17 protein-coding genes are annotated in these 24,177 nt (G+C 73.2%); 12 read left to right on the top strand and 5 right to left on the bottom strand.

The window, feature by feature from the left end; translation table 11 throughout:
* Window positions 1–8: 8 nt before the first annotated feature.
* Window positions 9–914, bottom strand: coding sequence for a Vgb family protein (locus LH044_RS15105; RefSeq protein WP_227756413.1), 906 nt, complete (start codon window positions 912–914; stop codon window positions 9–11).
* 224 nt (window positions 915–1,138) lie between these two features.
* Between LH044_RS15105 and LH044_RS15100 the strand changes: the two genes are divergently transcribed.
* Complete coding sequence (locus LH044_RS15100; protein WP_227756412.1) at window positions 1,139–2,395, top strand: magnesium transporter; 1,257 nt, start codon at window positions 1,139–1,141, stop codon at window positions 2,393–2,395.
* A 66-nt stretch (window positions 2,396–2,461) separates the two neighbouring features.
* On the opposite strand, the gene LH044_RS15095 is transcribed toward LH044_RS15100, so the two are convergent.
* On the bottom strand, window positions 2,462–3,772 hold the full coding sequence (locus tag LH044_RS15095; RefSeq protein WP_374210629.1) for a PhoH family protein: 1,311 nt from the start codon (window positions 3,770–3,772) through the stop codon (window positions 2,462–2,464).
* Between the two features lie 450 nt (window positions 3,773–4,222).
* On the opposite strand from LH044_RS15095, the gene LH044_RS15090 reads away from it, so the two are divergent.
* The 9 genes from LH044_RS15090 to LH044_RS15050 all read left to right on the top strand — a co-directional run bounded on the left by LH044_RS15090 (window position 4,223) and on the right by LH044_RS15050 (window position 16,368).
* Window positions 4,223–4,696, top strand: a complete 474-nt coding sequence (locus LH044_RS15090; protein WP_227760144.1) for a hypothetical protein — start codon at window positions 4,223–4,225, stop codon at window positions 4,694–4,696.
* A gap of 105 nt (window positions 4,697–4,801) precedes the next feature.
* The gene (locus LH044_RS15085; RefSeq protein ID WP_227756411.1) at window positions 4,802–5,980 is read left to right on the top strand and encodes an acyl-CoA dehydrogenase family protein; all 1,179 of its coding nucleotides are present in this window, start codon (window positions 4,802–4,804) and stop codon (window positions 5,978–5,980) included.
* Window positions 5,981–5,990: 10 nt separating this feature from the next.
* Window positions 5,991–7,016, top strand: a complete 1,026-nt coding sequence (locus tag LH044_RS15080) for an acyl-CoA dehydrogenase family protein (RefSeq protein ID WP_227756410.1) — start codon at window positions 5,991–5,993, stop codon at window positions 7,014–7,016.
* Window positions 7,017–7,049: 33 nt separating this feature from the next.
* Complete coding sequence (locus LH044_RS15075; RefSeq protein WP_227756409.1) at window positions 7,050–8,357, top strand: alkyl sulfatase dimerization domain-containing protein; 1,308 nt, start codon at window positions 7,050–7,052, stop codon at window positions 8,355–8,357.
* On the top strand, window positions 8,354–9,160 hold the full coding sequence (locus tag LH044_RS15070; RefSeq protein WP_227756408.1) for an SDR family oxidoreductase: 807 nt from the start codon (window positions 8,354–8,356) through the stop codon (window positions 9,158–9,160). Before LH044_RS15075 ends, LH044_RS15070 begins: the two co-directional genes overlap by 4 nt.
* 124 nt (window positions 9,161–9,284) lie before the next feature.
* Window positions 9,285–12,008: a bifunctional diguanylate cyclase/phosphodiesterase gene (locus LH044_RS15065; RefSeq protein WP_227756407.1), complete on the top strand. Its 2,724-nt coding sequence runs from the start codon at window positions 9,285–9,287 to the stop codon at window positions 12,006–12,008.
* 102 nt (window positions 12,009–12,110) lie between these two features.
* Window positions 12,111–14,357 carry a PQQ-dependent sugar dehydrogenase gene (locus LH044_RS15060; RefSeq protein ID WP_227756406.1) on the top strand — a complete coding sequence of 749 codons (2,247 nt, stop codon included), beginning with the start codon at window positions 12,111–12,113 and terminating at the stop codon, window positions 14,355–14,357.
* A gap of 105 nt (window positions 14,358–14,462) precedes the next feature.
* On the top strand, window positions 14,463–15,266 hold the full coding sequence (locus LH044_RS15055) for a crotonase/enoyl-CoA hydratase family protein (RefSeq protein ID WP_227756405.1): 804 nt from the start codon (window positions 14,463–14,465) through the stop codon (window positions 15,264–15,266).
* A gap of 73 nt (window positions 15,267–15,339) precedes the next feature.
* Window positions 15,340–16,368, top strand: coding sequence for an LLM class F420-dependent oxidoreductase (locus LH044_RS15050; protein ID WP_227756404.1), 1,029 nt, complete (start codon window positions 15,340–15,342; stop codon window positions 16,366–16,368).
* A gap of 151 nt (window positions 16,369–16,519) precedes the next feature.
* Here the strand turns inward: LH044_RS15050 and LH044_RS15045 are convergent, their stop codons facing one another.
* Window positions 16,520–18,094 (bottom strand): amidase, encoded by a 1,575-nt coding sequence (locus LH044_RS15045; protein ID WP_227756403.1) that lies wholly within the window; start codon window positions 18,092–18,094, stop codon window positions 16,520–16,522.
* 173 nt (window positions 18,095–18,267) lie between these two features.
* Between LH044_RS15045 and LH044_RS15040 the strand changes: the two genes are divergently transcribed.
* Both LH044_RS15040 and LH044_RS15035 read left to right on the top strand, forming a co-directional pair.
* Window positions 18,268–20,715 carry a DNA gyrase/topoisomerase IV subunit A gene (locus LH044_RS15040; protein ID WP_227756402.1) on the top strand — a complete coding sequence of 816 codons (2,448 nt, stop codon included), beginning with the start codon at window positions 18,268–18,270 and terminating at the stop codon, window positions 20,713–20,715.
* 83 nt (window positions 20,716–20,798) lie between these two features.
* Complete coding sequence (locus LH044_RS15035) at window positions 20,799–21,962, top strand: DUF1214 domain-containing protein (RefSeq protein ID WP_227756401.1); 1,164 nt, start codon at window positions 20,799–20,801, stop codon at window positions 21,960–21,962.
* Between the two features lie 45 nt (window positions 21,963–22,007).
* On the opposite strand, the gene LH044_RS15030 is transcribed toward LH044_RS15035, so the two are convergent.
* Both LH044_RS15030 and LH044_RS15025 read right to left on the bottom strand, forming a co-directional pair.
* Window positions 22,008–23,189, bottom strand: coding sequence for a sulfotransferase family protein (locus LH044_RS15030; protein ID WP_374210628.1), 1,182 nt, complete (start codon window positions 23,187–23,189; stop codon window positions 22,008–22,010).
* Between the two features lie 182 nt (window positions 23,190–23,371).
* On the bottom strand, window positions 23,372–24,160 hold the full coding sequence (locus LH044_RS15025; RefSeq protein WP_255626048.1) for a hemerythrin domain-containing protein: 789 nt from the start codon (window positions 24,158–24,160) through the stop codon (window positions 23,372–23,374).
* Between the last annotated feature and the right edge of the window lie 17 nt (window positions 24,161–24,177).

Here is a 24,177-nt window from a genome sequence, read left to right as displayed (position 1 = left end):
CGATCCCGTCAGGTCCCGACGCGCAGGTCGCGCTGCGTGCCGTCGGGTGAGATCTCGACGATGACCGGCTCGCCGAGCACGGTCACGTACAGCGTGCCGTCCTCGGCGAAGGCCAGGTTGTCGAACGGCCCGGGGTGGCGGATCTGCACCGCCTCCGTCGCGGTGCCGGCCTCGACGTCGACGTCGAACACCTTCCCGTCGAGGTTGCCGAGCGCGACGTAGCGCCCCTCGGGGTGGCGGTCCGTCGCGAGCACGCCGAACAGCCCCTGCACCACGACGTCGACCCGGCCGGTCGAGGGATCGATCCGCACGATGCGGTCGCCGCCGACGGGCGCCAGCACGTCGCCCTCGTCGTCGACCGCGAAGGCGTTCACGCGGTCGAGCCCACCCGCGACCGGCCGGGGCGTCGTCGAGCCGACGTCGAGCTGGTACAGGTCCGAGTCCGGCACGAAGCGGCCCACGAACACGGTGCCGTCCCGAGCGACGGCGACCGGGTTCAGCACCGGTCCGACGGGGGCCACGACCGAGTAGGCGCCGTCGCGGATCGCACCGAGGTCCCCGCTCTTGTAGCCCGTCACCCAGAGCTCGCCGTCCGCACCGACGGCCACGTCGTCGGGGCCGGCGCCCGCCGTCGGGACCCGCGCGACGATCTCACCGGTCTCCCGGTCGACGCCCAGCACCGCGTCCTCGACGATGCTCGCCACCCAGAGGGTGTCCCCGTCGACCGCGATCCCGTTCAGCCCTCGCGGCGCGGCCTGGTCGACGGTGGTCGTGGGCGCCGCCGTGGTGGAGGCGGTGGTCTCGGTGCGGCCCGCCGCATCGGCGCCGCCGTCGTCGGACGAGCACCCGGCGAGGACCAGGCCGGCGGCGAGGAGCGCGATCACGAGCCGCGCCCGCGGCCGTCGTGGTGACACGCGCGTCACCCTAGGAGGCCCCGGCGCCGACACGTCGGACATCATCGTGCCGGGCGCGTCGCCGCCGGATCCCATGCTCGGGACGCGCACCGGCCCCCACTAGGGTGAGCCGGTCCGCCCGGCGGCTCGGGCGATCGGCCACCCGGTCCCGACACCGCGGTCCCGGACACACGTCCAGGGCTGCTGCGAGCCGCCCCGATCGCGTGCAGAGGCGCTCTGTCACGATGGCCCGCCGGCTCCCCTCCTGGATCCCGCGGCCCCTGGTCCTGGGCCGCCGACTGGTCGCCCTTCTGGGTCCGACCGGCGGCGCGGCGCGCCAGAGCCTCGTCGCGCTCCTGTTCAACTCGGCGACCAGCTTCGTGGCCGGCGCGGTGCTCGGCTCGATCACGGGCACCTTCGAGGCGCTGCCCGGGCTGCTCGTCATGGTCCCCGCAGCCATCGGTCTGCGGGGCAACATCTTCGGGACGCTCGGCAACCGGCTGTCGACCTCGATCCACACCGGCACCTTCCGACTCAGCTCCAAGCGCGAGACGGTGCTCGGCCAGAACGTGATCGCCTCGATCGCCCTCACGTTCTCGCTCTCGCTGATCCTGGCGGTGGTCGCCCAGGTCATCGCCGTCGGCCTCGGGGTCGAGAACGTGATCGGCGTGCTCGACCTGGCGCTCGTGTCGGTCGCGGGCGGCCTGCTCGCGAGCGTGGTCGTGCTGGGCGCCACGATCCTGCTGTCGATCGGCGCGGTGCGCCGCGGCTGGGACATGGACAACCTCGTCGCGCCGACGGTGTCGACGCTCGGTGACGTCATCACCATCCCGGCGCTGTTCCTGGCGACCAAGCTGCTCGGCCACGGCTCGGTCACCGCGGCGATGGCGTGGTCGATGGTCGCCCTCACCGTCGTCGTGTTCGTCGGGGCGGTCCGCTCGAAGCTGGCCGAGCTCCGCCAGATCATGTGGGAGTCGCTGCCGGTGCTCACCGCCGCGGTCGTCCTGTCGACGCTCGCCGGCATCGCCGTCCAGAAGCAGCTGTCCGTGTTCGCCGCGCTGCCCGCCCTGCTGGTGCTCGAGCCGGCGTTCGTGAGCTCGGCGGGGGCGCTGGGCGGCATCCTGTCGAGCCGGGCCGCGACCGACCTCCACCTCGGCATCGTCGAGCCCACGCTTCGGCCCGGCCGGATCATCACCCAGGACGCCCTGCTCGTGTTCGCGCTCGGGTTCCCCGTCTACCTGTTCAACGCCGTCGGGTCGGCCGGCGTCGCCGCCGCCCTCGGCCAGGACGGGCCCGGGGTCGGGTGGATGGTGCTGCTCTCGCTCATCGGCGGTGCGATCACCGTCGTGTTCGTGATCGCGCTGGCGTACTACTCCACCGTGGCGGCGTGGCGCTTCGACGTCGACCCGGACACCTACGGCATCCCGGTCGTGACCGCATCTGTCGACTTCGTCGGCGTCGTGATCATGATCGTGACGATGTTCGCGCTGGGCATCGCCTGACGGTCCGCAGGGGCACGCCGGCCGCCCGGTCCGGTCGGGTGCGACCGCCTGCGCCGGCCGGCCCGCTCAGCCGGCGTCGAGGAGGTCGCTGACGAGCGCGGCGACAGGGCTGCGCTCGGAGCGCGTCAGGGTGACGTGGCCGAACAGCGGGTTGCCCTTGAGCAGCGTCACCACGCTGGCGATGCCGTCGCGCCGGCCGACGCGCAGGTTGTCGCGCTGGGCGACGTCGTGGGTCAGCACCACCCGGCTGTTCTCTCCCAGGCGGGTGAGGGCGGTGAGCAGCACCATGCGCTCGAGGTTCTGCGCCTCGTCGACCACGACGAAGCAGTCGGTCAGCGTGCGGCCCCGGATGTGGGTCAGCGGGAGCACGTCGACCAGGCCGCGGTCGACCACCTCGTCGATGACCTCGGGCCCGGCGATCGACTCGAGCGCGTCGGTCACCGCCGCCGCCCACGGCGACATCTTCTCGGCCTCGCTCCCCGGGAGGTAGCCGAGCTCCTGGCCACCGACCGCGAACAGCGGCCGGAAGACGATCACCTTCCGGTGGCTGCGGCGCTCGAGCACGGCCTCGAGCCCGGCGGCCAGGGCGAGGACCGACTTGCCGGTCCCGGCCGAACCGCCGAGCGACACGATGCCGACCGACTCGTCGGCGAGCAGGTCGAGCGCCACCCGCTGCTCGGCGGAGCGGCCCCGGACGTCGAAGAGGTGGCGGTCGCCGTCGACCAGGTGGGCCAGGCCGTCGGCGCGCTGGCGGGCCAGCGCGGAGCCTGAAGCCGAGCGCATCACGATGCCCGAGTTCACGAGCGGCGCCACCTCGTCGGGCAGCCGGACCGACCGGTCGTGGTAGAGCCGGTCGACGAGCGCGGCGTCGACGTCGAGCTCGACCATGCCCGGCCACGTGTCGAGGTCGACGAGCTCGTGGCGGTACTCCTCGGCCTCGAGCCCGATGACCGCGGCCTTGAGCCGCAGCGGCATGTCCTTGCTGACCAGCACGGTCTCGAGGCCCTTGTCGGCCAGGTTCCGCGCCACGGCCAGGATCCGGTGGTCGTTGACCCCGGACTGGAACGCGACGGGCAACGAGGAGCTGTCGACGTGGTTCAGCTCGACCCGCACCCTGCCGCCCCGGTCGTTCACCGGCACCGGCTCGGTCAGGGTGCCGTTGGCGACCCTCAGTCGTTCGAGGGACCGGAGGGCCTCACGGGCGGACCACCCGAGGTCGGGGTGCTGGCGCTTCGCCTCCAGCTCCGTGAGGACGACGAGGGGGATGACCACGTCGTGCTCGTCGAACTTCTCGAGCGCTGCAGGGTCCGCCAGCAGCACCGAGGTGTCGAGGACATAGGTGCGTGTGTCGATCCGGCGAACGTACCCCCGCCGCAGGCCGGCGCCAGGTCATTCGGAGCGACGGGATGTGAACGTCGTGTGACGGGGACGTGAGCACCCCAGGACCCCGGCCCCCTGTCGCCGGTTCCGGCACCCGGCCCCCCAGGAGCACCGCAGCGCCGGGACCGGTCGTTAGCATTCGGACCGACCCCGGAGGTGTCTTCCCCCATGACCGACGAACAGCCCCAGCAGCCCGGCAGCACGCCGCCGCCACCACCTCCGGCGTCGCCACCGCCGCCGCCCGCCGCCCCGCCGAGCGCCCCGCCCCCGCCTCCTGCGGCCCCGCCGTCCACGCCTCCTCCGCCGCCGCCGACCGCACCGCCGGCGCCGCCGACCGAGCCACCGACGCAGGTCACCAACCCCACCGTGCCGGTCCCGCCGGTGACCCCCGCTGCGCCGTACGCACCCCCGGGCGCCCCCGGCGCCCCGGCCGCGCCCGGTGCACCCATGGCCCCGCCCTACGCGGCCCAGAGCGGTGCGCCGCCGTACGCCGCGCCTCCCGGCGGTGCCCCGCCCGCGGGCTACCCCGGCGCGGCGCCCGAGCCGACCCCGGCCAAGAAGGGGAAGGCCGGCCTGATCGTCGGCCTCCTCGTCGTGCTGCTGCTCGTCGTCGGCGGCGTCGTGGCGTTCCTCGTCGCGAACCGCGACTCGGGCTCCGACCTCACCGCCACGATCGACACCTGCACGATCGACGCCGACGGGACGCTGACCGCGGCGGGCACGCTCCGCAACGAGGGCGGGTCCGAGAGCTCCGTGAAGATGACCGTGGAGTTCCGCAACTCCGACGGCGACGCCGTGGTCGACAAGGGCACCACCGACGTCCAGGCCCCGGGTGACGGCTCGACCGACTGGGACGTCAGCGGCTCGGCCCCCGACGACGTCCAGCGGGTCACCTGCGTCGTCACCAAGATCGGCGACTGAGCACCGGTCCGAGCAGGTCGGGGCGGCGCGTCCGCCCCGACCTCCCACCGCGGTCCGCCGGTTGCATCTGACGGGTCGTCAGATGCGCGGGTACCGTCTCCCGACATGAACCTCGACCTGACCGCGGAGGAGCAGGCCTTCCGCGAGGAGGCCCGCACCTGGCTCCGCGACCACCTCCCGACGGAGGAGCGCCCGCCCGAGGGCCAGGAGATGCGCGCGTTCGACCTGGCCTGGCAGCGCACCCTCTACGACGGCGGCTGGGCCGGCATCAGCTGGCCGCAGGAGTTCGGCGGACGCGGCCTGAGCGACATCCAGCAGATGATCTGGTACGAGGAGTTCGCCAGGGCGAACCCGCCGTTCACGCTCAACAACTCGTGCACGTTCGTCGGCAACAACCACGGCGGCCCGACGATCATCGTCAACGGCACCGACGAGCAGAAGGCCGAGTACCTGCCGCCGATCCTCCGGGGCGAGGTCGTCTGGTGCCAGGGCTTCTCCGAGCCGGGCGCGGGCAGCGACCTCGGCAGCCTGACCACCAAGGCCGTCGTCGACGGCGACCACCTGGTCGTGACCGGCCAGAAGACGTGGACGAGCTACGCCCACGTCGCCGACCTCCAGGAGCTGCTGGTCCGGACCGATCCCGAGGCGCCCAAGCACAAGGGCATCAGCTGGGTCGTGTGCGACATGCGGACGCCCGGCATCGAGATCCGCGAGATCCGGACGATGAGCCACGTCACGGACTTCTGCGAGGTCTTCTACGACGAGGTGCGGATCCCGCTCACGAACGTCGTCGGCGGCCTCAACAACGGCTGGCGCACCGCCATGTCGACGCTCAGCTTCGAGCGCGGCACGGCGTTCATGGCCGATCAGGTCGAGCTCGCCTCGACCGTCGAGCGGCTGATCGGCGAGGCGCGCGAGCGCACCGACGCCCGCGGCCGGGCGGTGATCGAGGACGAGGAGATCGCCCGCCGCCTCGCCACGGCCCGGGCCGAGGTCGACGCCCTCAAGGCCATGACGATCGCCGGCATCAGCCGGACCGCCCGCACCGGGGTCCCCGGGGCGGAGGGCTCGATGATCCGCTTCTTCCACGGCGAGCTCCACCAGCGGGTGTACCAGCTGTCGCTCGACATCATCGGGCCCGAGGCGCTCCGCCTGACGCCCGTCGACGGCGACGTGTGGACGGGGCCGTACCTGCAGAGCTTCGCCTACACGATCGGCGGCGGCACCACCGACATCCAGCGCAACATCGTCGGAGAACGAGTGCTCGGGCTGCCGAGGGCCTGAGGAGACGACCATGGACCTGCTGCCCACACCCGAACAGGAAGAGATCGTCACGACGGTCCGCGCCCAGCTCGACAAGCAGTTCGAGCTGAACGCGCTGGCTGCGCACGACGGCGACGACCGCGTGGTCGACCCCGAGCTGTGGCGTCGCTGCGCCGACCTCGGCTGGTTCGGCCTCGGGCTCGACGAGGACCTCGGCGGCGTCGGCTACACGCTCGTCGAGGAGGCGCTGCTCTTCGCCGAGCTCGGCGCCCACGCCACCCCTGGACCGTTCCTCGCCACCGTGCTCGGCGCTCGCCTGGCCGCCACCGCAGGGGAGGCGGAGCTCGCGACCGGCATCCTGAGCGGTGAGGTCGTGATCGCGCTCGCCGAGGCCGAGGACGCGACCGCCTCGGTGGGCGAGACCGTCTCCGGCCGCTTCCGCGTCACCGACCACGGCGGCGCCGACCTGCTCCTGGTCGCGGGCACCGACCCTGCGGCGGGCATGGCGATCGTCGACGCGGTCCCCGCCTCGGCCGAGCCCTCGCTCGACCTGCTCGTGCCCCTCGGCGTCGTCGACCTCGACGGCGTCGCCGCCCGCGCCTCGGTCGCCGACAGCACCGACCTCGCCCTCCGGGCCACGGTGCTGCTCGCGTCGGAGCTGGCGGGCAACGCCGCGGCGACCGCGTCGCAGTCGACCGAGTACGCGAAGGACCGCGAGCAGTTCGGCCGACCGATCGGCTCGTTCCAGGCCGTGAAGCACCGCTGCGCCGACATGGCCGTCCGGGCCGAGGCGGCGACGTCGCTGGCCCGCTACGCCTCGCTCGCGGTGGTCGACGGCCGGGCCGACGGTCCGTTCCACGCCAACGCCGCCTGGTCGGTCGCCGCCGGCGCCGCCCTCGCCAACGCGCAGATCAACGTGCAGAACCACGGCGGCATCGGCTTCACGTGGGAGCACACCGCGCACCGCTACGTGACCCGGGCCCAGTTCCTGGTCCGCACGCTGGGCGACCGGCACGCGCACCTGGCGGCGCTCCTCGACGAGCCGGCCCCGGCCTGACCTCGGCCTCCCTCGCCTGCATAGGGTGGCGCCGTGACCGACGACGTGCTCTCCCGATCGGCGAGGGTCATCGCGGGCGACCTCGACCCGGGTGAGTTCGGTTCGATCGGGCTGACCGACACACCCGAGCTCCACGAGCTCGCCGACGGCCTCGCGTTCGTCGCCGCGTTCTCCAACGTCGCGGCCTTCACGGCGCCCGGCGCGGCGGGCGACGACGAGCTGCTGCTCGTCGACGTCAGCAGCGGCTTCCACGGGCGGCAGGTGCACGAGCTGGTCCGGTCCTGGAGCCCGGCCCCCCTGCGCACCGCGGTCTACACCCACGGACACGTCGACCACGTCGGCGGCATCCGGTGGTTCGAGGCCGAGGCCGAGGGTTCCGGCGCGCCGCCGCCCGAGGTCGTGGCGCACGAGCGGGTCGCCGACCGCTTCGACCGCTACCGCATGACCGAGGGCTACAACGGCGTCATCAACCAGCGGCAGTTCCGGCTGCCCGGGCCCTTCTTCCCGACCGACTTCCGCTACCCCGACCGCACGTACCGGGGATCGACCGAGGTGGCGGTCGGCGACGTCGCGGTCGAGCTGCACCACGACCGGGGCGAGACCGACGACCACACGTGGGCCTGGGTCCCCGACCGGCGCGCCCTGTGCTCGGGCGACATGTTCATCTGGGTGTCGCCGAACTGCGGCAACCCGCAGAAGGTGCAGCGCTACCCCCTCGAGTGGGCCGCCGGGCTGCGACGGATGGCCGACCTCGGCGCCGAGCTGCTCCTCCCGGGGCACGGGCCGGCGATCGGTGGGCGCGACGACATCGCCCGGGTCCTCACCACCGCCGCCGAGTACCTCGAGTCGATCGCGGGGCAGACCCTCGAGATGATGAACCAGGGCGCCCGGCTCGACGAGATCGTGCACTCGGTGCGCGTCCCGGACGAGCTGGCGTCGCTGCCGTGGCTCCGCCCGATCTACGACGAGCCCGAGTTCGTGGTCCACAACCTCTGGCGGCTGTACGGCGGCTGGTACGACGGCAACCCGGCCCGGCTGAAGCCGGCGCCCGACGCTGCGCTCGCCGCGGAGCTCGCCACGCTGGCCGGCGGACCGGGCGCGCTCGCCGAGCGCGCCGGCGAGCTGGCGGCCGACGGCGAGCTGCGGCTGGCGGGCCACCTGGCCGAGCTGGCGGCGCAGGCGGCGCCGGACGACCCCGGGGTCCACCGGGTGCGGGCGGCGGTGTTCGGGGCCCGGGCGCGCGAGGAGGCGTCGCTCATGGCGAGCGGCATCTTCCTCTGGGCCGCGCACGAGTCGGAGCGGAAGAGCACGGACGAACAGGCCGAAGGGGGCACGACGTGACGGTGTTGGAGCGGTTCCGGGTGGACGGGAAGGTGGCGCTGGTGACCGGCGCGGGGCGCGGCATCGGTCGGGCCAGCGCGCTCGCGCTGGCCGAGGGGGGTGCCGACGTGGTCGTGGCCGCCCGCACCCTCGAGCAGGTCGAGCAGGTGGCCGAGGAGGCGCGCGCCTTCGGCGTCCGCGCCGAACCCGTGTCGTTCGACGTGATGGAGCTCGAGCGGCTCGGCGAGCTGGTCGCCGTCGCGACCGAGCGGCTGGGCGGCCTCGACCTGCTCGTGAACAACGCGGGCGGATCGTTCCCCAAGCCGCTGCTCGACACGAGCACGTCCTCGTTCGAGCGCGCCTTCCGCTTCAACGTGACCACGGCGCTCGAGCTGACCAAGCAGGCGGTCCCGGCGATGCTGGCCCGCGGCGGCGGCTCGGTGGTCAACATCTCGTCGGCCATCGGCCGTCTGACCGACCGGGGCTTCGCCGCCTACGGCACGGCCAAGGGCGCGCTGACCCACCTCACGAAGCTGATGGCGTGCGACCTGGCGCCGCACATCCGGGTGAACGGCATCGCGGTGGGTTCGATCGCCACCTCGGCGCTCGACATGGTCCTCACCGACGACGGGCTGCGCACCGCGATGGAGGACGCGACCCCGCTCCGCCGCCTGGGCGAACCGGAGGACATCGCCGCTGGCGTGCTCTACCTGTGCTCGCCCGCCGGCAGCTTCCTCACGGGCAAGCTGCTCGAGATCGACGGCGGGACCGAGGCGCCGACGCTGGGGCTGGGCCTGCCCGACCTCGAGCCCACCGGCGGCTGAGCGACCGCACCGGCCGCCGCCCCGGCGGAACCCCTCCCTGGCAGGGAGCTCCCAGTGGGGGACTGTGGTGGCGGTCACCACGCTCTGCGGTCGTTCCAGCGCACTCCGTCGATACGCTGGGGTGGTGTTGCGGTGGGCAGCGAAGCGGAACGAGGACGAGGACCGGCGCGAGCACGCGTTCGAGGCCCTGCTCGACCGCCTGTTCGCCCGCTTCCTGAGCGTCTCGACCGCGGATCTGGAGCTCGCCCTCCAGGAGACGGTGGAGGAGCTCGGGCGCTTCGTCGGCGTGGACCGCAGCTACATCATCCGCCACGACTGGCACCACCGGACCTCGTCCATGACCCACGAGTGGTGCGCGCCCGGCGTCGAGCCGTCCTTCGACGTGGAGCAGCGCATCCCCATGTCGACGGGTCCGCTCCAGCAGGCACGCCTCGAGGCGCTCGAGGTCAGCGAGATCCCCGACGTCGGCGAGCTGGGTGAGGGCTGGGACGAGGACCGGGCCTACCTCGAGTCCGAGGGCATCACCGCCATCCTCGAGGTGCCGTTCTCGCTCGGCGACCGCCTGGCCGGGGTCATCGGGTTCGACTCGGTGAGCGGGCCCGTGCAGTGGCGGCCGACGGACGTCACGGCGCTCAAGGCCGTCGCCTCGCTGATCGCCAACGTGCTCGCCCGTCGCGCGACCGAGGCGACGCTCAACGACACGCTGCAGGAGCTGCGCGCCGTCTTCGGCAGCGCACCGGTCCCGCTGATGCTCCTCGACCACGCCGGCGTCGTGCTGCGGGCCAACCCGTCGGCGTCGGAGATGTTCGGCCTGACCCCCGAGGAGCTGGTGGGCTCGAACTGCCTGCAGCGGATCCACCCGTCCGACCTCGAGGCCGTCGCGCCGCGCTGGCTGAGCATGCTCGAGACCGATGGGATGGACGTGTCCACCGACGAGGTCCGCTTCCTCACCCCGGCCGGCTACCGCTGGCACCGCGTCGACGCCACCGCCACCCGTGACCCCGACGGCCGGTTCCGGTACTCGACCGTGCACATCGTCGACGTCGACGACGCGCGGCGCACCGCCAGCCAGCTCGGTCGGAGCGAGCGGCGGTTCGGCTCGCTCGTCGAGAACCTCCCCGACGCGGTGATGCGCTTCGACCAGAACCACCGGGTGACGTTCGCGAACGCCGCGGCCATCAGCACGAGCCAGGAGATGGCGGCGGCCGGGACGGTCATGCGCGCCGGGTGGCCGCGCCTCGAGCGCACGTCGGCGAGCACGCTGCGGGAGTCGCTCACGACCGTGTTCGCCAAGGGCCGGCCCGTCACCGTCGAGTACCCCGTCGGCACCGGCCAGGCCGAGATGTGGTGCGAGTCCACCTTCGTGCCCGAGTTCGCGGCCGACGGCTCGGTCGAGTCGGTGCTGCTCGTGGCCCGCGACATCACGCACCGGCGCGTCGAGGAGGCCGAGCTCGCCCACCGGGCCACCCACGACACGCTCACCGGACTGCCCAACCGCTCCCTGCTGCTGTCCCTCCTCGCCCAGGCCAGTGCCGCCCGCGAGGGCGCCGACGACGAGCGCTCGCTGGCGCTGCTGTTCCTCGACGTCGACCGGTTCAAGACGGTGAACGACACGCTCGGCCACAGCACGGGCGACGAGCTGCTCTGCGCCGTCGCCGATCGCCTCGGCTCGGTGCTCCGGCCCTCCGACACGCTCGCCCGCCTCGGCGGCGACGAGTTCACCGTCCTGCTGCCCGACGTCGGCCCGGGCGAGGCGGCCGTGGTCGCCGACCGCCTCCGCCAGTCGCTCGAGGCACCGATCGTGATCGATGGCATGACGTTCCGGCTGACGATGTCGATCGGCGTGGTCGAGTCCGCCGAGCCGGCGGAGCCGGCAGACCTGCTGCGCTGGGCCGACGCCGCGATGTACGAGGCGAAGACGCAGGGCCGCGACCGGGCCTGCACGTTCGACGAGCGGATGCGGGCCGAGGTGAGCGAGCGCAACGAGCTCGACCGCGACCTGACCGGGGCGCTCGACCGCCGCGAGTTCGTCCTGCACTACCAGCCCGAGGTCGACCTCGAGACCGGCGCCACCGTCGGCTGCGAGGCGCTCGTGCGCTGGCTGCACCCCGAGCTCGGGATCATGTCCGCCGACCGGTTCATCTCGCTCGCCGAGGAGAACGGCACGATCGTCTCGCTCGGGCGGTGGGTGCTCCGCGAGGCCTGCCGCACGGTCGCCCGCTGGCGCGCCGAGGACATCGTCGACCGCGACTTCGTGCTCCGTGTGAACCTCTCGGCCCGCCAGATCGACCAGACGGGCCTGGCGGCCGAGGTCGCCGAGCTGGTCGAGTCCGTCGGCCTCGACCCGTCGCAGCTCTGCCTCGAGATCACCGAGACGGCGCTCATGCGCGACGTCCGGGCCGGGATGCAGGCGCTCACCGAGCTCCACGAGGTCGGCGTCCGGCTGGCGGTCGACGACTTCGGCACCGGCTACAGCTCGCTCAGCTACCTCAAGCGGTTCCCGCTCGACGTGCTGAAGGTCGACCGGTCCTTCGTCGACGGCCTTCCCGACGAGGCCCACGACGTCGCGATCACCACCGCGAACCTCCAGCTGGCCCGCTCGCTCGGGCTGAGCGTCACCGCCGAGGGCGTCGAGACGCCCGAGCAGCGCGACGCGCTGCTCACCATGGGGTGCCGCCACGCGCAGGGCTACCTCTTCAGCCGCCCGGTCCCCGAGGCCGAGCTGCTCGCCTACATCGCGGCGTCGCGGCCCTCGGTGAACGGACCGCTGCCCCGCCACGGCGACGCACCCGGCCACCCCACGCGCCACGCGGTCGCACCGCCGGTGCCCGTCGCCACGCAGCCGTAGCCGGTCGCCGCCGCGACCGCGGATGTTCACCGTCCCGTCATCGCCTCCGGCGGGGACGTGGACGAAGATGGGGTCGGGCGAGCCGGAACACGGAGGTGCTCGGTGCGCGCACGGTGGACGATCCCGACGCTGCTCCTCGCGCTCGCCGCGACCGTCGCCGCCTGCACCGTTCCGGCTCCCGTCGATCCGGACACGCCGCCGGTCGTGGGCTACGAGGTCGAGACGGTCGCCGAGGGCCTGCGCCTGCCCACCAACCTCGAGTTCGCCCCGGGCGGCCGGATCTTCGTGGCGGAGCAGGCCGGGACCGTCCAGACGTTCGACGGCGTCGACGACCCGACCCCGACGCTCGCCGTCGACGTGTCCGACGAGGTCGCGAGCTTCAACGACCTCGGGCTGCTCGCGCTCGCGGTCGACCCCTCGTACCCCGCGCGTCCGTTCCTCTACCTGATGTACACGACCGACCCGTCGGGTCGGTACGGCGACGCCTGCCCGTCGCCCCCGGGCGCCTACGTCGACGGCTGCCCGATGTCGGCCCGGATCACCCGCGTCCCGGTCGATCCGACCACCGGCCTCGAGCGCGGCCCCGAGCAGGTCCTCCTCGCCGACCGCTGGTGCTTCCAGTTCCCGACCCACGGCCCCGACGACCTGGTCTTCCTGCCCGACCGGACGCTGCTCGCCAGCGCCGGCGACGGCGGGGCGTTCTCCGACGCCGACATCGGGCGCCTCGGCGGCTCCCCCCTCAGCCCCACCCCCCGCAACCCGTGCGGGGATCCTCCCGGCGGGGTCGGCTCCCTCCTGTCGGCGCCGACCGCCGAGGGCGGCGCGCTGCGGTCCCAGGACGTGCTCACCGGCACCGACCCGACGGGCTTCAACGGCGCGGTGATCCGGATCGACCCCGACACCGGCGCACCCGTGGCGGGGAACCCGCTCGTCGGCGTGGGCCCGCTGGACGACGACGCGCTGATCGCCCACGGGCTCCGGAACCCGTTCCGGCTCGCCGTCCGCCCCGGCACCGACGAGGTCTGGATCGGCGACGTGGGCTGGAACAGCTGGGAGGAGCTCGACCGGATCGACTCGGCGACCGACGACGCGGTCGAGAACTTCGGCTGGCCGTGCCGGGAGGGCCCCGACGAGACGGCCGCGTACGCCTCGCTCCACCTCGACCTGTGCGCCCGGGCCGTGGCGCCGACGGCCCCGACGCGCCTGACCGAGCCGCACTTCGCGTACCCGCGGAGCGGAGCACCCGACACCGAGCGCTGCGGCGCCGGCGGGATGTCGATCTCGGGCGTGGCCTTCCTCGGCGACGCGCCGTACCCGGCCCCGCTCCGCGGTGCGCTCGTGTTCAGCGACTACGTCCGGGGCTGCGTGTGGGCGATGTCCATCGGCGCCGACGGCCGGCCCGACCCCGGACAGGTGGTCACGCTCGCCACGGGACGGGTGGCGGTCGACGTCGAGGTCGGCACCGGTGGGTTCGCGTACCTGCTCGACATCGCCCGCGGGACGATCGACCGCATCCGGCCCGAGACGACGATGCCCCCCGAGGTGGTCCTCACGGCCTCGCCCGACGCCGGGCCGGTGCCCCTGGCGGTCACCTTCGGCACCGAGGGGTCGACCGACCCGAGCGGCGGCGCGCTCTCGTTCGCCTGGGACCTCGACGGTGACGGCGACCACGACGACGCGACCGGACCCTCGGCGACCCGCGCCTACACGAGTCCCGGCGACGTGACGGTGGGCGTTCGGGCCACGAGCTCCTCGGGTGGCGTCACCGACGCCACCCGAGTCGTGCACGCCGGCAACTCCCGGCCGACCGTGCGGGTCACCGCCGGCCCGAACGGGTGGTCCGTCGGCCAGCCGATCTCCTTCTCCGCCGTGGCGAGCGACGCAGAGGACGGGCCGCTGACCGGGACCTCGGTGTCGTGGGCGATCGAGGTCCGCCACTGCCAGACCACCGACGACTGCCACACCCACACGTACCAGACCGCCACCGGCACCTCGGGCTCGGTCGCTGGCCCCGACCACGACCTGCCGTCGTACGTCGTGCTCCGCGCCACGGCACGCGACTCGGCCGGGCTGACCGCGTCGGACGAGGTCCGGCTCGACCCCCGAACCGTCACCGTGAACTTCGCGTCGTTCCCCGACGGCCTGCAGGTCGGCGTCGGCTCGACGGTCGCGACGGCGCCGTTCACGCGCACGTTCATCGTCGGCTCGCGCCGCACGGTCACCGCGCCCGTACCGCAGACGTGGAACCGGCTGCCGGTGGGCTTCTGGTTCTGGTCCGACGGCGGCGCCCGCAGCCACGACGTCACGTTCACGCAGTCGGGCACGTGGCTGGCCGCGTTCAGCCTGTAGGCCCGCTGCACCCGGCCGCCACGGAACTAGAACAGGTTCTCGTTCTGTCGATAGGGTGCCCGGCGGACCGGCACCCGGCCGGATCCGGGATCCCGAGGGGGGACCATGCCGGCCGTCCTGACCGAACGTGACGGGCACCTGCTCGTCGTCACGCTGAACCGCCCCGAGCGCCAGAACGCCATCAACGGCGAGATGCTGGTCCTGATGCTCGACGCCTTCCGGGAGGCGGACGAGGACCCCGACATCCGGGCGATCGTGCTGACGGGCGCCGGCGGCAACTTCTGCTCCGGTGCTGACCTCAAGGACATGGCCGGCGGCTACTCCGAGCCGACCGAGGCCGTCGTCGACGTCCAGGCCCGCATGGCCGAGGACCCCGAGCTGCACTGGAAGGCGCTGCTGCGCACCTGGCGGCCGGGCGTGCCGATCATCCTCGCCGCCGAGGGCACGGCGATCGCGGGCGGCACCGAGCTGCTCGGCGCGACCGAGATCCGCGTCGCCGGCGAGTCGGCCAAGTTCGGCATCTCCGAGGTGAAGTGGTCGCTGTACCCGATGGGCGGCTCGGCGGTCCGCATCCCGCGGCAGATCCCCTACACGATCGCTGCGGAGCTGCTGCTGACCGGCGAGCACATCAGCGCGCAGCGGGCGCTCGAGATCGGCCTCATCGGCCACGTCGTGCCCGACGGCCAGGCGGTCGAGAAGGCCAAGGAGATCGGCCACCGCATCGGTGAGGGCGGCCCCCTCGCGGTGCGGGCGCTGCTCAAGACGCTGCGCGAGACGAACGGCATGCAGGAGACCGAGGCGCTCGAGTACGAGTTCACCTACGGCTGGGACGTCTTCGCCTCCGAGGACGCCAAGGAGGGCCCGCGGGCCTTCAAGGAGAAGCGCAAGCCCGACTTCAAGGGCCGGTGAGACCGTGGCCCGGGCGTCCGCCCGGGCCACCTCCGAACGACGACAGCGACCGCACCCGACGGGGGGACAGGACATGGATCTCGGACTGCAGCTCGGCTACTGGGGGCAGCTGCCCTCGTCCGACTGGGTGGAGCGAGCCGTCGAGGCGGAGCAGCTCGGCTTCACGTCGGTCTGGACCGCCGAGGCGTGGGGCTCGGACGCCCTGTCGCCGCTCGCCTACTTGGCGGCGAGGACGGAGCGCATCGCGCTCGGCACGTCGGTGATGCAGCTGGCGGCGCGGACCCCGACCGCCACCGCGATGTCGGCGATCACGATGGACCACCTGTCGAACGGGCGGTTCCGCCTCGGCCTCGGCGTGTCGGGCCCGCAGGTGGTCGAGGGCTGGTACGGCCGTCCGTCGGACAAGCCGCTCGCCCGCACCCGGGAGTACGTCGAGATCATCCGTCGCGTCGTGGCGCGCGAGGAGCCGCTCGACTTCCAGGGCGAGTTCCACCAGCACCCGTACCACGGCGAGGGCTCGGTCGGCCTCGGCAAGTCGCTGAAGTCGATCGTCCACCCGCTGCGCCGCCACATCCCGATCTACCTCGGCGCCGAGGGCCCCAAGAACGTGACGCAGACCGCGGAGATCGCCGACGGCTGGCTCCCGCTCTACTACTCGCCGTTCCGCCAGGACGTCTACGCCGACCAGCTCGCCGGCGCGAAGGACGACTTCCAGGTGGCCGCGCTTGCGGTGTTCCACGTGACCGAGGACGACCGCGACGAGACGATCGCCGACGCGCTGGGGGTGACCCGGGCGATGCTTGCGTTCTACATCGGGGGCATGGGCGCCAAGGGCCAGAACTACCACACGAAGCTGGCGGCCCGGATGGGCCTCGGCGAGCAGGCCGAGCGCATCCAGGAGATGTTCTTCGACGGCCGCGGCGCCGAGGCCGTGTCCGAGGTCCCCGTCGAGTTCGCCGACGAGATCTCGCTGGTCGGCACGCCGGCGCGCATCGCCGATCGCGTGGCGGCGTGGAAGGAGTCGGCCGTGACCGAGATCCTCGTCGCCGCCGGCAGCGTCGACCAGGTGCGCCAGGCCGCCGAGATCATCCTCCCGGTCTGAGCGACCAGCCCGATCGCGACCTTGGGGACCCCCCCAACAAGCCCCTACTGCCGAACTTGGGGATGAGCGGTCGCTGAGCGATCGCTGGTCCCCAAGTTCGCCGATCTGCGCTTCTTGGGGTCGTCCCCGAGTTCGGTGCGGGCGGGGTCGGTCAGACGGGGGCGAGCTCGCGGGCGGCGACGCCCGGGGCGACCAGCGGCCAGCCGATCTCACGCTCGTAGGCGTAGGCCACGTCGAACAGCTCGGCGTCGCGGTGGTGGCGGGCCATCACCTGCAGGCCGACGGGCAGGCCGTCGACGGATCCGGCGGGGATCGACACGGCCGGGTTGCCGTAGATGTTCGAGATGATCGTCAGGCCGCCCATCGTGACGAGGTCGGGCACGCGCTCGACGACCAGCTCGATGAGCCGGTTCGAGAGCTTCGGGAAGGCGCCGTTGGCCAGCCGGACGCTCGCCATCAGGCCCCGGAACGCGCCACGGGCGGCGCTCGAGGACTTGGCGCTGTCGAGGAACGTCGCGGTCGGGCTCGACGTCGCGGCGTCGGCGGCGAAGGCGGGGCCCGGGTTGGTGGCGCAGATGATGTAGTCGACCTGCTCGAACGCCGAGGCCATCACCTCGTTGGCCTGGAGGCGCTGCGCCTCGGCCACTGCGGCGAGGTTCAGGTTGTAGGTCGTCTGGGCGAGGACCAGCCCCAGGGCGATCTCGTCGGTGAGGTCGGCGGCGCAGGCCGGCCACAGGTCGTCGAGCTCGGCGAGCAGGGTCGACAGGTTGCCCATCGCCCACTGCGCCGCCAGGTTCGGCAGGTCGAGGCGGATGTCGACCGGCTCCATGCCGGTGAGCTCGACGAGGGCGGCGGCCCGCTCCCGGACCTCGCGCTCGACGCCGTCCTCGAGCGTCACGCCGGCGATCGACGGGAGGATGGCGACCTTGCGGCCCTTCAGGTCGGTCGAGCCGAGGTTGCGCTCCCAGCCACCCGGGTTGGGGAGGCTGGTCGGGTCACGCGGGTCCTCCCCGGCGCAGACGTCGAAGTGGCGGGCGGCGTCGCGGACGGACCGGGCGAGGGAGCCGAGCACGACGGTCCCGGGGCGGGAGAAGGCGTGCGGGCCGCGGGACAGGCGCCCGAACGTGCCCTTCATGCCGAACAGGCCGTTGTAGCCGGCGGGGATGCGGATCGAGCCACCGCCGTCGCCGCCGTTGGCGATCGTGACCAGGCCGCCGGCCACCGCGGCGGCGCTGCCGCCCGAGGAGCCCCCGACGGTGCGGCCGTGGCGCCACGGGTTGTGGGCCACGCCGTTGAGCTTCGTGATGCCGACGTTGAGGCCGCCGAACTCGGAGGCCGTCGTCAGGCCGACGGGGTTGGCGCCGCCGTCCTCGATGAAGCGGCGGGTGGCCTCGCCCGTGAAGGTGGCGATGCGGTCCTTGAACACCAGCGACGCACCGGTGTCGGGCCAGCCCTCGACCGGCTCGAGCTCCTTGATGCCCACCGGCACGCCGCCGAACGGCTTGGACAGGTCGGCCCGCTCCGCCGCCTCGAAGGCCCGCTCCGGGTCGAGGAACGAGAAGCAGTTGAGGTCGCTCGAGGCGATCGCGTCGAGGGTGGCCTGCAGCTCCTCCACCGGGGACCGCTCCCCCGCCCGGAAGGCGTCGACGAGCGAGCAGGCGTCGCCCAGCCAGGGGCCGTCGGGAGCCGAGGACCCGTTGGAGGACGTGGAGAGCGTGTCAGCCATGGGGTCCATGGTCGCACAGGTGCCGAACGTCGTTCACCTCGCCCGCCGTGCCGCCCCGCGGAGCGACCCGGTCGCGGCGTCGTCACCCGCGGGCCGAGGGCCTCAGGATCGGCCCGCCGGACGTCACCGGCCGGTGTCCCGGCCGCGTCGGGCCCTGCGACTTGAATGGGCCCATGCCACGTCAGACCGAACTGTTCGAGGGTGGGTACGCACGGGAGATCATCGAGGTCCCCGTCACGCAGGAGCTCGGCGAGTCCTTCATGGCGTACTCGCTGTCGGTCATCACCTCCCGCGCCATCCCCGACGTGCGCGACGGCCTCAAGCCCGTGCAGCGCCGGATCCTCCACGCCATGGCCGACATGGGGATGCGGCCCGACCGACCCCACCGCAAGTGCGCCAACGTCGTCGGCGAGACGATGGGCAAGTACCACCCGCACGGCGACGGGGCGATCTACGACGCGCTCGTCCGCATGGGCCAGACCTTCGGCCGCAACATCACCCTCGTCGACCCCCACGGCAACTTCGGCTCGCTCGACGACCCGCCGGCGGCCTACCGCTACACCGAGTGCCGCCTCACCGAGGCGGCCATGGAGATGCTCGCCGAGATCGACGAGGAGACCGTCGAGTTCCGGCCGACGTTCGACGGCGAGCGGGTCGAGCCGCTGTACCTCCCCGGCCGGCTCCCGAACCTGCTCGTCAACGGCACCTCGGGCATCGCCGTGGGCATGGCCACGAACATGGCGCCGCACAACCTCGCCGAGGTGTTCGAGGCCATCAAGCTCGTCATGACCAAGCGCCGGCCGAAGCCGACGACGGCCGAGCTCATGGCGGTGCTGCCCGGACCCGACTTCCCGTCCGGGGGCGTCGTGGTCGACGAGGGCCTGGCCGAGGCGTACGAGACCGGGCGCGGCAGCGTCCGGATCCGGGCGACCGCCGAGATCGTCGACCTGACCCGCGCCCGTCAGGGCATCGTCGTCACCGAGCTCCCCTACCTCGTCGGCCCGGAGCGCGTCGTCGGGCGCATCCAGGAGCTCATGCGCAACGGCAAGCTGCCGCTCGTCACCGACGTGAAGAACACGTCCGACCGCCACACCGGCCTGCGCATCGAGGTCGAGCTGCGACCCGGCGCCAACGCCAAGGCGGTGCTCACGGAGCTGTACCGGCTGACGCCGATGGAGGACAGCTTCGGGATCAACAACGTCGTCCTCGTCGACGGGACCCCGCGGACCGTGGGGCTGTACGAGCTCTGCCAGCACTACATCGACCACCGCCTCGACGTGGTCCGGCGCCGCACCGAGTTCCGCCTCGAGAAGGCCCGGCGCCGGCTGCACCTGGTCGAGGGCCTGCTGATCGCGCTCGACGCCATCGACCTGGTCGTGTCGATCATCCGCTCGTCCGAGGACGCGGCCGAGGCCCGGGACCGGCTCATGGAGCAGCTGTCGCTCACCGAGGTCCAGGCCGTCCACATCCTCGACATGCAGCTGCGGCGCCTGACCGCCCTGGCCAAGCTCGAACTCGAGGCCGAGGCCGGCGAGCTGCGCGGCCGCATCGACGACTTCGAGAAGATCCTGGGCTCCGAGAAGCGCCAGCGGAAGATCGTGCTCGACGAGCTCGAGGAGCTCGTCGCCAACTACGGGTTCGACCGTCGCAGCCGGATCGTCACGCCCGACCACCTCGACGACGTCACCCTGGAGGAGGCCGAGGCCGAGGAGGCCGCCAGCCGGGTCGAGGAGCCGTGCATCGTCGCGCTGACGACCAGCGGGATGATCGGCCAGGAGCCGGTCAGCGGGCCGAAGCCGGCGACGCCCGGCCGCCACGACGTGCTGGCCCAGCGCGTCGCGACGACGACGCACTCCCGCCTCGCCGCGGTCACCTCCCGGGGTCGGGTGTTCCCCGTCGCGGTGAGCGCCGTGCCCGAGGTGACCGGCCGCTCCCGCGGCACCGCGCTCACCGACCTCGTCCCGCTCGACAAGGGCGAGACCGTCCTGACGCTGGTCGCCGGACCGACCACCGGCGGCGACGAGGCGGCCCCGCCACCGGTGCTGCTCGTCACCGCCCTGGGCGTCATGAAGCGCGTCGCCGCCGCCGACCTGCTCGGGCTCGCCGCCGGCCGGACCGCCATCAAGCTCAAGCCCGGCGACCGCGTGATCGCCGCCACGGCTGCGCCCGACGGGGTCGACCTGGTGGCGGTGGCGTCGAACGCGCAGGCGCTCCGGTGCGAGGCCGCGAACGTGCCCGTCCAGGGCGCCGGAGCGGGCGGCGTCGGCGGCATGAAGCTCGGCGAGGGCGCGACGGTCGTCGGCGCGGGCATCGCCGGCCCTGGCGCGATCGTGCTCACGGTGAGCGACGCCCAGACCGCCAAGGTCACCGATGCCGACGAGATCCCGGTCAAGGGCCGCAACACCGGCGGCCTGCGCATCACGAAGTTCCGGGCCGAGAAGCGCCTCGAGTGGGCCTACGTCGGACCCGACACCGGCGTGCTGCTGGTGGTCGGCACCGAGGACGCCCCGTCCAGGCCCGACCCGATGCCCGAGACGCTGACCCTCCACGCCACGGGCCGCGACCTCGCCTCGAAGGCGACGCGGCGGCGCTGGCTCGGGACCGGCGTGTCGCGCTGGTAGGTCCCCACCCGGCGCTCCGCGTGCGCTGACCGTCGCACGACGACCAGCCGCGCACCGGGAACGCGGTCTGCTTCACTGCCTCCATGTCCGAACCCGTTGCGTCCCCCGCGCCGCTGACCGCGGCCGTCGTCCACGAGCTGATCGAGGAGCTGGCGGGCCTCGACCGGACGTTCCTCGCCGGCGAGAAGGCGCAGGCCGACCTGCCGACGGTCCTCGACGGCTACCGCTGGATGTTCTCCATCCTCTCGGTCGGCCTCGACGTCTTCCTCTGGGGCGACGTCACCGCGCCGCGGTTCACCGACATCGTCGGCGCCAACCGCAAGTGGGGCGGCGACAACGCCGACGCCTTCTACCAGTACGCGCCGATCGACCCGTCCCGCACCTACCGCGTCCGGGCCACCCGGGCCGACGCCGTCTACTTCTCGCTGACCGTGTACGGCGGGCCCGACGACGGCCGCTACAGCGAGCGGATCGTGGCGACGGTCAACGACCACGACGTGCGCGCCGTCGACCCGGCCGGCACGGCCGAGGAGTTCGAGATCTGGCTCTCATCGGATGAACCGGAGTGGGTGGCTGGCCCCAGCGGCCGGGAGCGGGAGGCTGGCCTCAGCGGCCAGGAGCGGGAGGAGAGCCTGCCGAGGGTGTGGCTCCGGCTCGAGCCCGACGCCGTCGCGGCGATCACCCGCGACTACCTCGCCGAGCCGACGGAGGGCCGGCGCATGGAGTGGCGGATCGAGCACGTCGGAGATCCCGGCGAGTGGCGGCCGACCGACGAGTCCGAGGCCCGGCGCTACCGCGCCACGCTGACCTGGCTGCGGGAGCAGGCGCAGATCGTGCCGGTCGTGCTGGCCGACCCCAACACCGTCCAGGACCCGTACCCGGTGCCGCAGCAGACGTTCGGCTGGGCCGCCGGCGACGCCGCCTACGCCATGGGGAGCTACGAGCTCGACGAGGACCAGGCGCTGGTCGTGCGGGGCACGTCGCCCGAGTGCGCCTTCTGGAACCTGTGCCTCTGGAACCCGTTCCTTCACACCTTCGACTACGCCCACGACCAGGTGACGATCAACGGGTTCCAGGTGTCCTACGAGCCCGACGGGTCGTGGGAGATCGTGGTCTCGGAGCGCGACCCGGACCGCCCGAACTGGGTCCGGACGCAGGGCCACCGCCACGGCCTGATCTGGTTCCGCTGGTTCCACCCCGCGGCGACGCCCGACCCCGTCACGACCGAGGTCGTCACCGTCGGCTGACCGAGCACCGCCCGAGCTCGGGGGGGGGGGGGGGGATCGCTGCGGTCAGACGCCGAACGCGTCGCGGTAGCCCGCGAGGTCGGACCGGATCCCGTCGGGGTCCACCCCGACCGCCGCGGCGTCGTAGACGACCCGGCCGTGGCGGTTGCGCCGGTGCCCGGCCAGGTACTCGGCGTGCGCGGCGCGGGCACGACCGTCGAGCGGCTGGCCCGCCAGCGAGTACACCTCGGCCGCGATGCCCAGGTCGTCGGCCATGAAGTCGTCGAAGCGCACGTCGATCGAGCGGTCCGCGGGCAGCAGGTCGCGGTCCCGCGCGGCCGCGCCGAGCAGCTCGGTGAGGATGCGCTGCCAGTGGGCGCCGATCGCGGCGGGGTCGGGCGACCCCACGTGGGCGCGGGCGGCGTACGCCACCATCGTGGCCATGCTGACCGCCACGTCCCCGGGGTCGCGGTGGGTGACCACGAACGTGGCGTCGGGGAAGACCTCGACGAGCGGTCCGAACTGCTCGAGGTGCTGCGGCGACTTCAGCACCCACCGATCGCCGCCGCGCAGGAACTGCAGCACCTGCAGCACGCGGCGCAGGTACCGGTAGTGCGGCGTCTGGTCGCGGGAGCGGTAGTGCTCGCGCCAGCTCGGGATCGGGGCGAGCGTGTCGAAGAACATCGACGAGCAGTCGATCGACAGCAGGTGGATCTCCTCGTGGGCGTGCCAGGTGGACATCTCGTGCATCCGGTCGAGCTCGGGCGTCCACAGCCGGCCCATCGCGACCGACGCGTCGCACCGCGCCGTCCGCGGCGCCAGCGAGCCGTCGCCGAACAGCGGCTCCCCGGGCGCCGGCACCGGTTCGAGCGCCTCCCAGAACGGGAGCGACCGCAGCGCCGGGTCCGCCGAGACGAGGTTGTGGAGGTGGGTCGTGCCCGACCGGGGCAGCCCGGCGATCACGATCGGCGCCCGCACCTCCTGCTCGAGCGCCTCGGGGTGACGGCGGACCACGTCCTCGACGAGCAGCCGGTTGGTCAGGAACTGCACCAGCTGGGCGTGGACGCTGACGGTGCCGAACGCCGACAACCCCGCCTCGTCGCGGTAGGCGCGGCACAGCACGTCGAGCGGCTCCCGCCACCCGTCGGGGCCGAAGTCGTCGAGCCCTCCGGCCTTGGCGATCGCGTCGGCGACGAGCCGGTCGGGCACCAGCTCGACGTCGTCGGCCAGCGCGGCGCCGAGTCCCATGATCTCCAGCGCCTCTGGCCCGAACCGAGGGGCCGCCAGATCGTCGAGCACGATCGGCGGCGGCGTGGGCTCGGCGAGGTCGGTCACGCCGTGACCGTAGCCACGACGTCGACGCGGACGCTTCGGCGCCGGTTCCCGTCGTCAGGTGACGGAAACCGGCGCCAGAGCGGCTCGGGGTGCCGTCAGTCGAGGCCGAGGCGCCGCGCCAGCTGCAGGTGGTCCGCCGGCTCCAGCATCGTGGCGACCATCGACCACACGCCCGCGAAGGCCTCGGGCGGCGCGCTCTGCCGCATGCCCCCGAGCAGCTCCACGCGGTCGTCGACGTTCATCGCCGGGATCATCAGCGCGAGCGACCGGCCCATCTCCTCCGGCGGGATGCTCGACACGATGGCGGTGTGGATGGCCAGCACCCGCTCCGGCCCGATGGCGGCCTCGAGCGCCGGCATGACGACCCGCTCCTCGAGGTCCTGGTGGCGCAGGTACGCCGAGGTGAAGTCGGCCAGCTCGAGGTACAGGGCGTGGGCGCGGAAGCGCTGCTCGACGTCGGGGGCCTCGACCGTGCCCGCGGCCTGCTCGGCGACGTCGCGGATGCGGACGTCCAAGGCGGCGTGGTCGGCGGCGATCGCCTCGGCCAGGGTCGGCAGCTCGACCTCGAGCACCGGCTCGATCGCCCCGTCCTCGTGGTGGGCGTGGCTCTCGAGGAGCGAGACCACGTCGCGGATCCGGGCCGCGAGGCACGCCCGACCGGCGCGGTCGGCCGGGTCGAGCCGGCCGGCCTCGAGCGTCGTGTCGAACAGCTCGCTGCGGATGCCCTTGTGGATGTCGCGGTACAGGTCGACGACGACGGGTCGCAGCACGTCGGCCGGCACCCGGTCGGCGAGGCCGGTGATGGTCATGCCCCCGACGGCGGCGGCGGGGTCGGCGGCGGTGGGGTCGGCGGTGGTCTCGATGGGGGTGCTCAGATCGGTCATGTCGGGTTCTCCCGTTC

The sequence above is a fragment of the Dermatobacter hominis genome (assembly GCF_020715685.1).
Taxonomy (GTDB): domain Bacteria; phylum Actinomycetota; class Acidimicrobiia; order Acidimicrobiales; family Microtrichaceae; genus Dermatobacter; species Dermatobacter hominis.
Note: the sequence above shows the minus strand (reverse complement) of the source record. Positions and strands in the feature narration are given on the sequence as shown.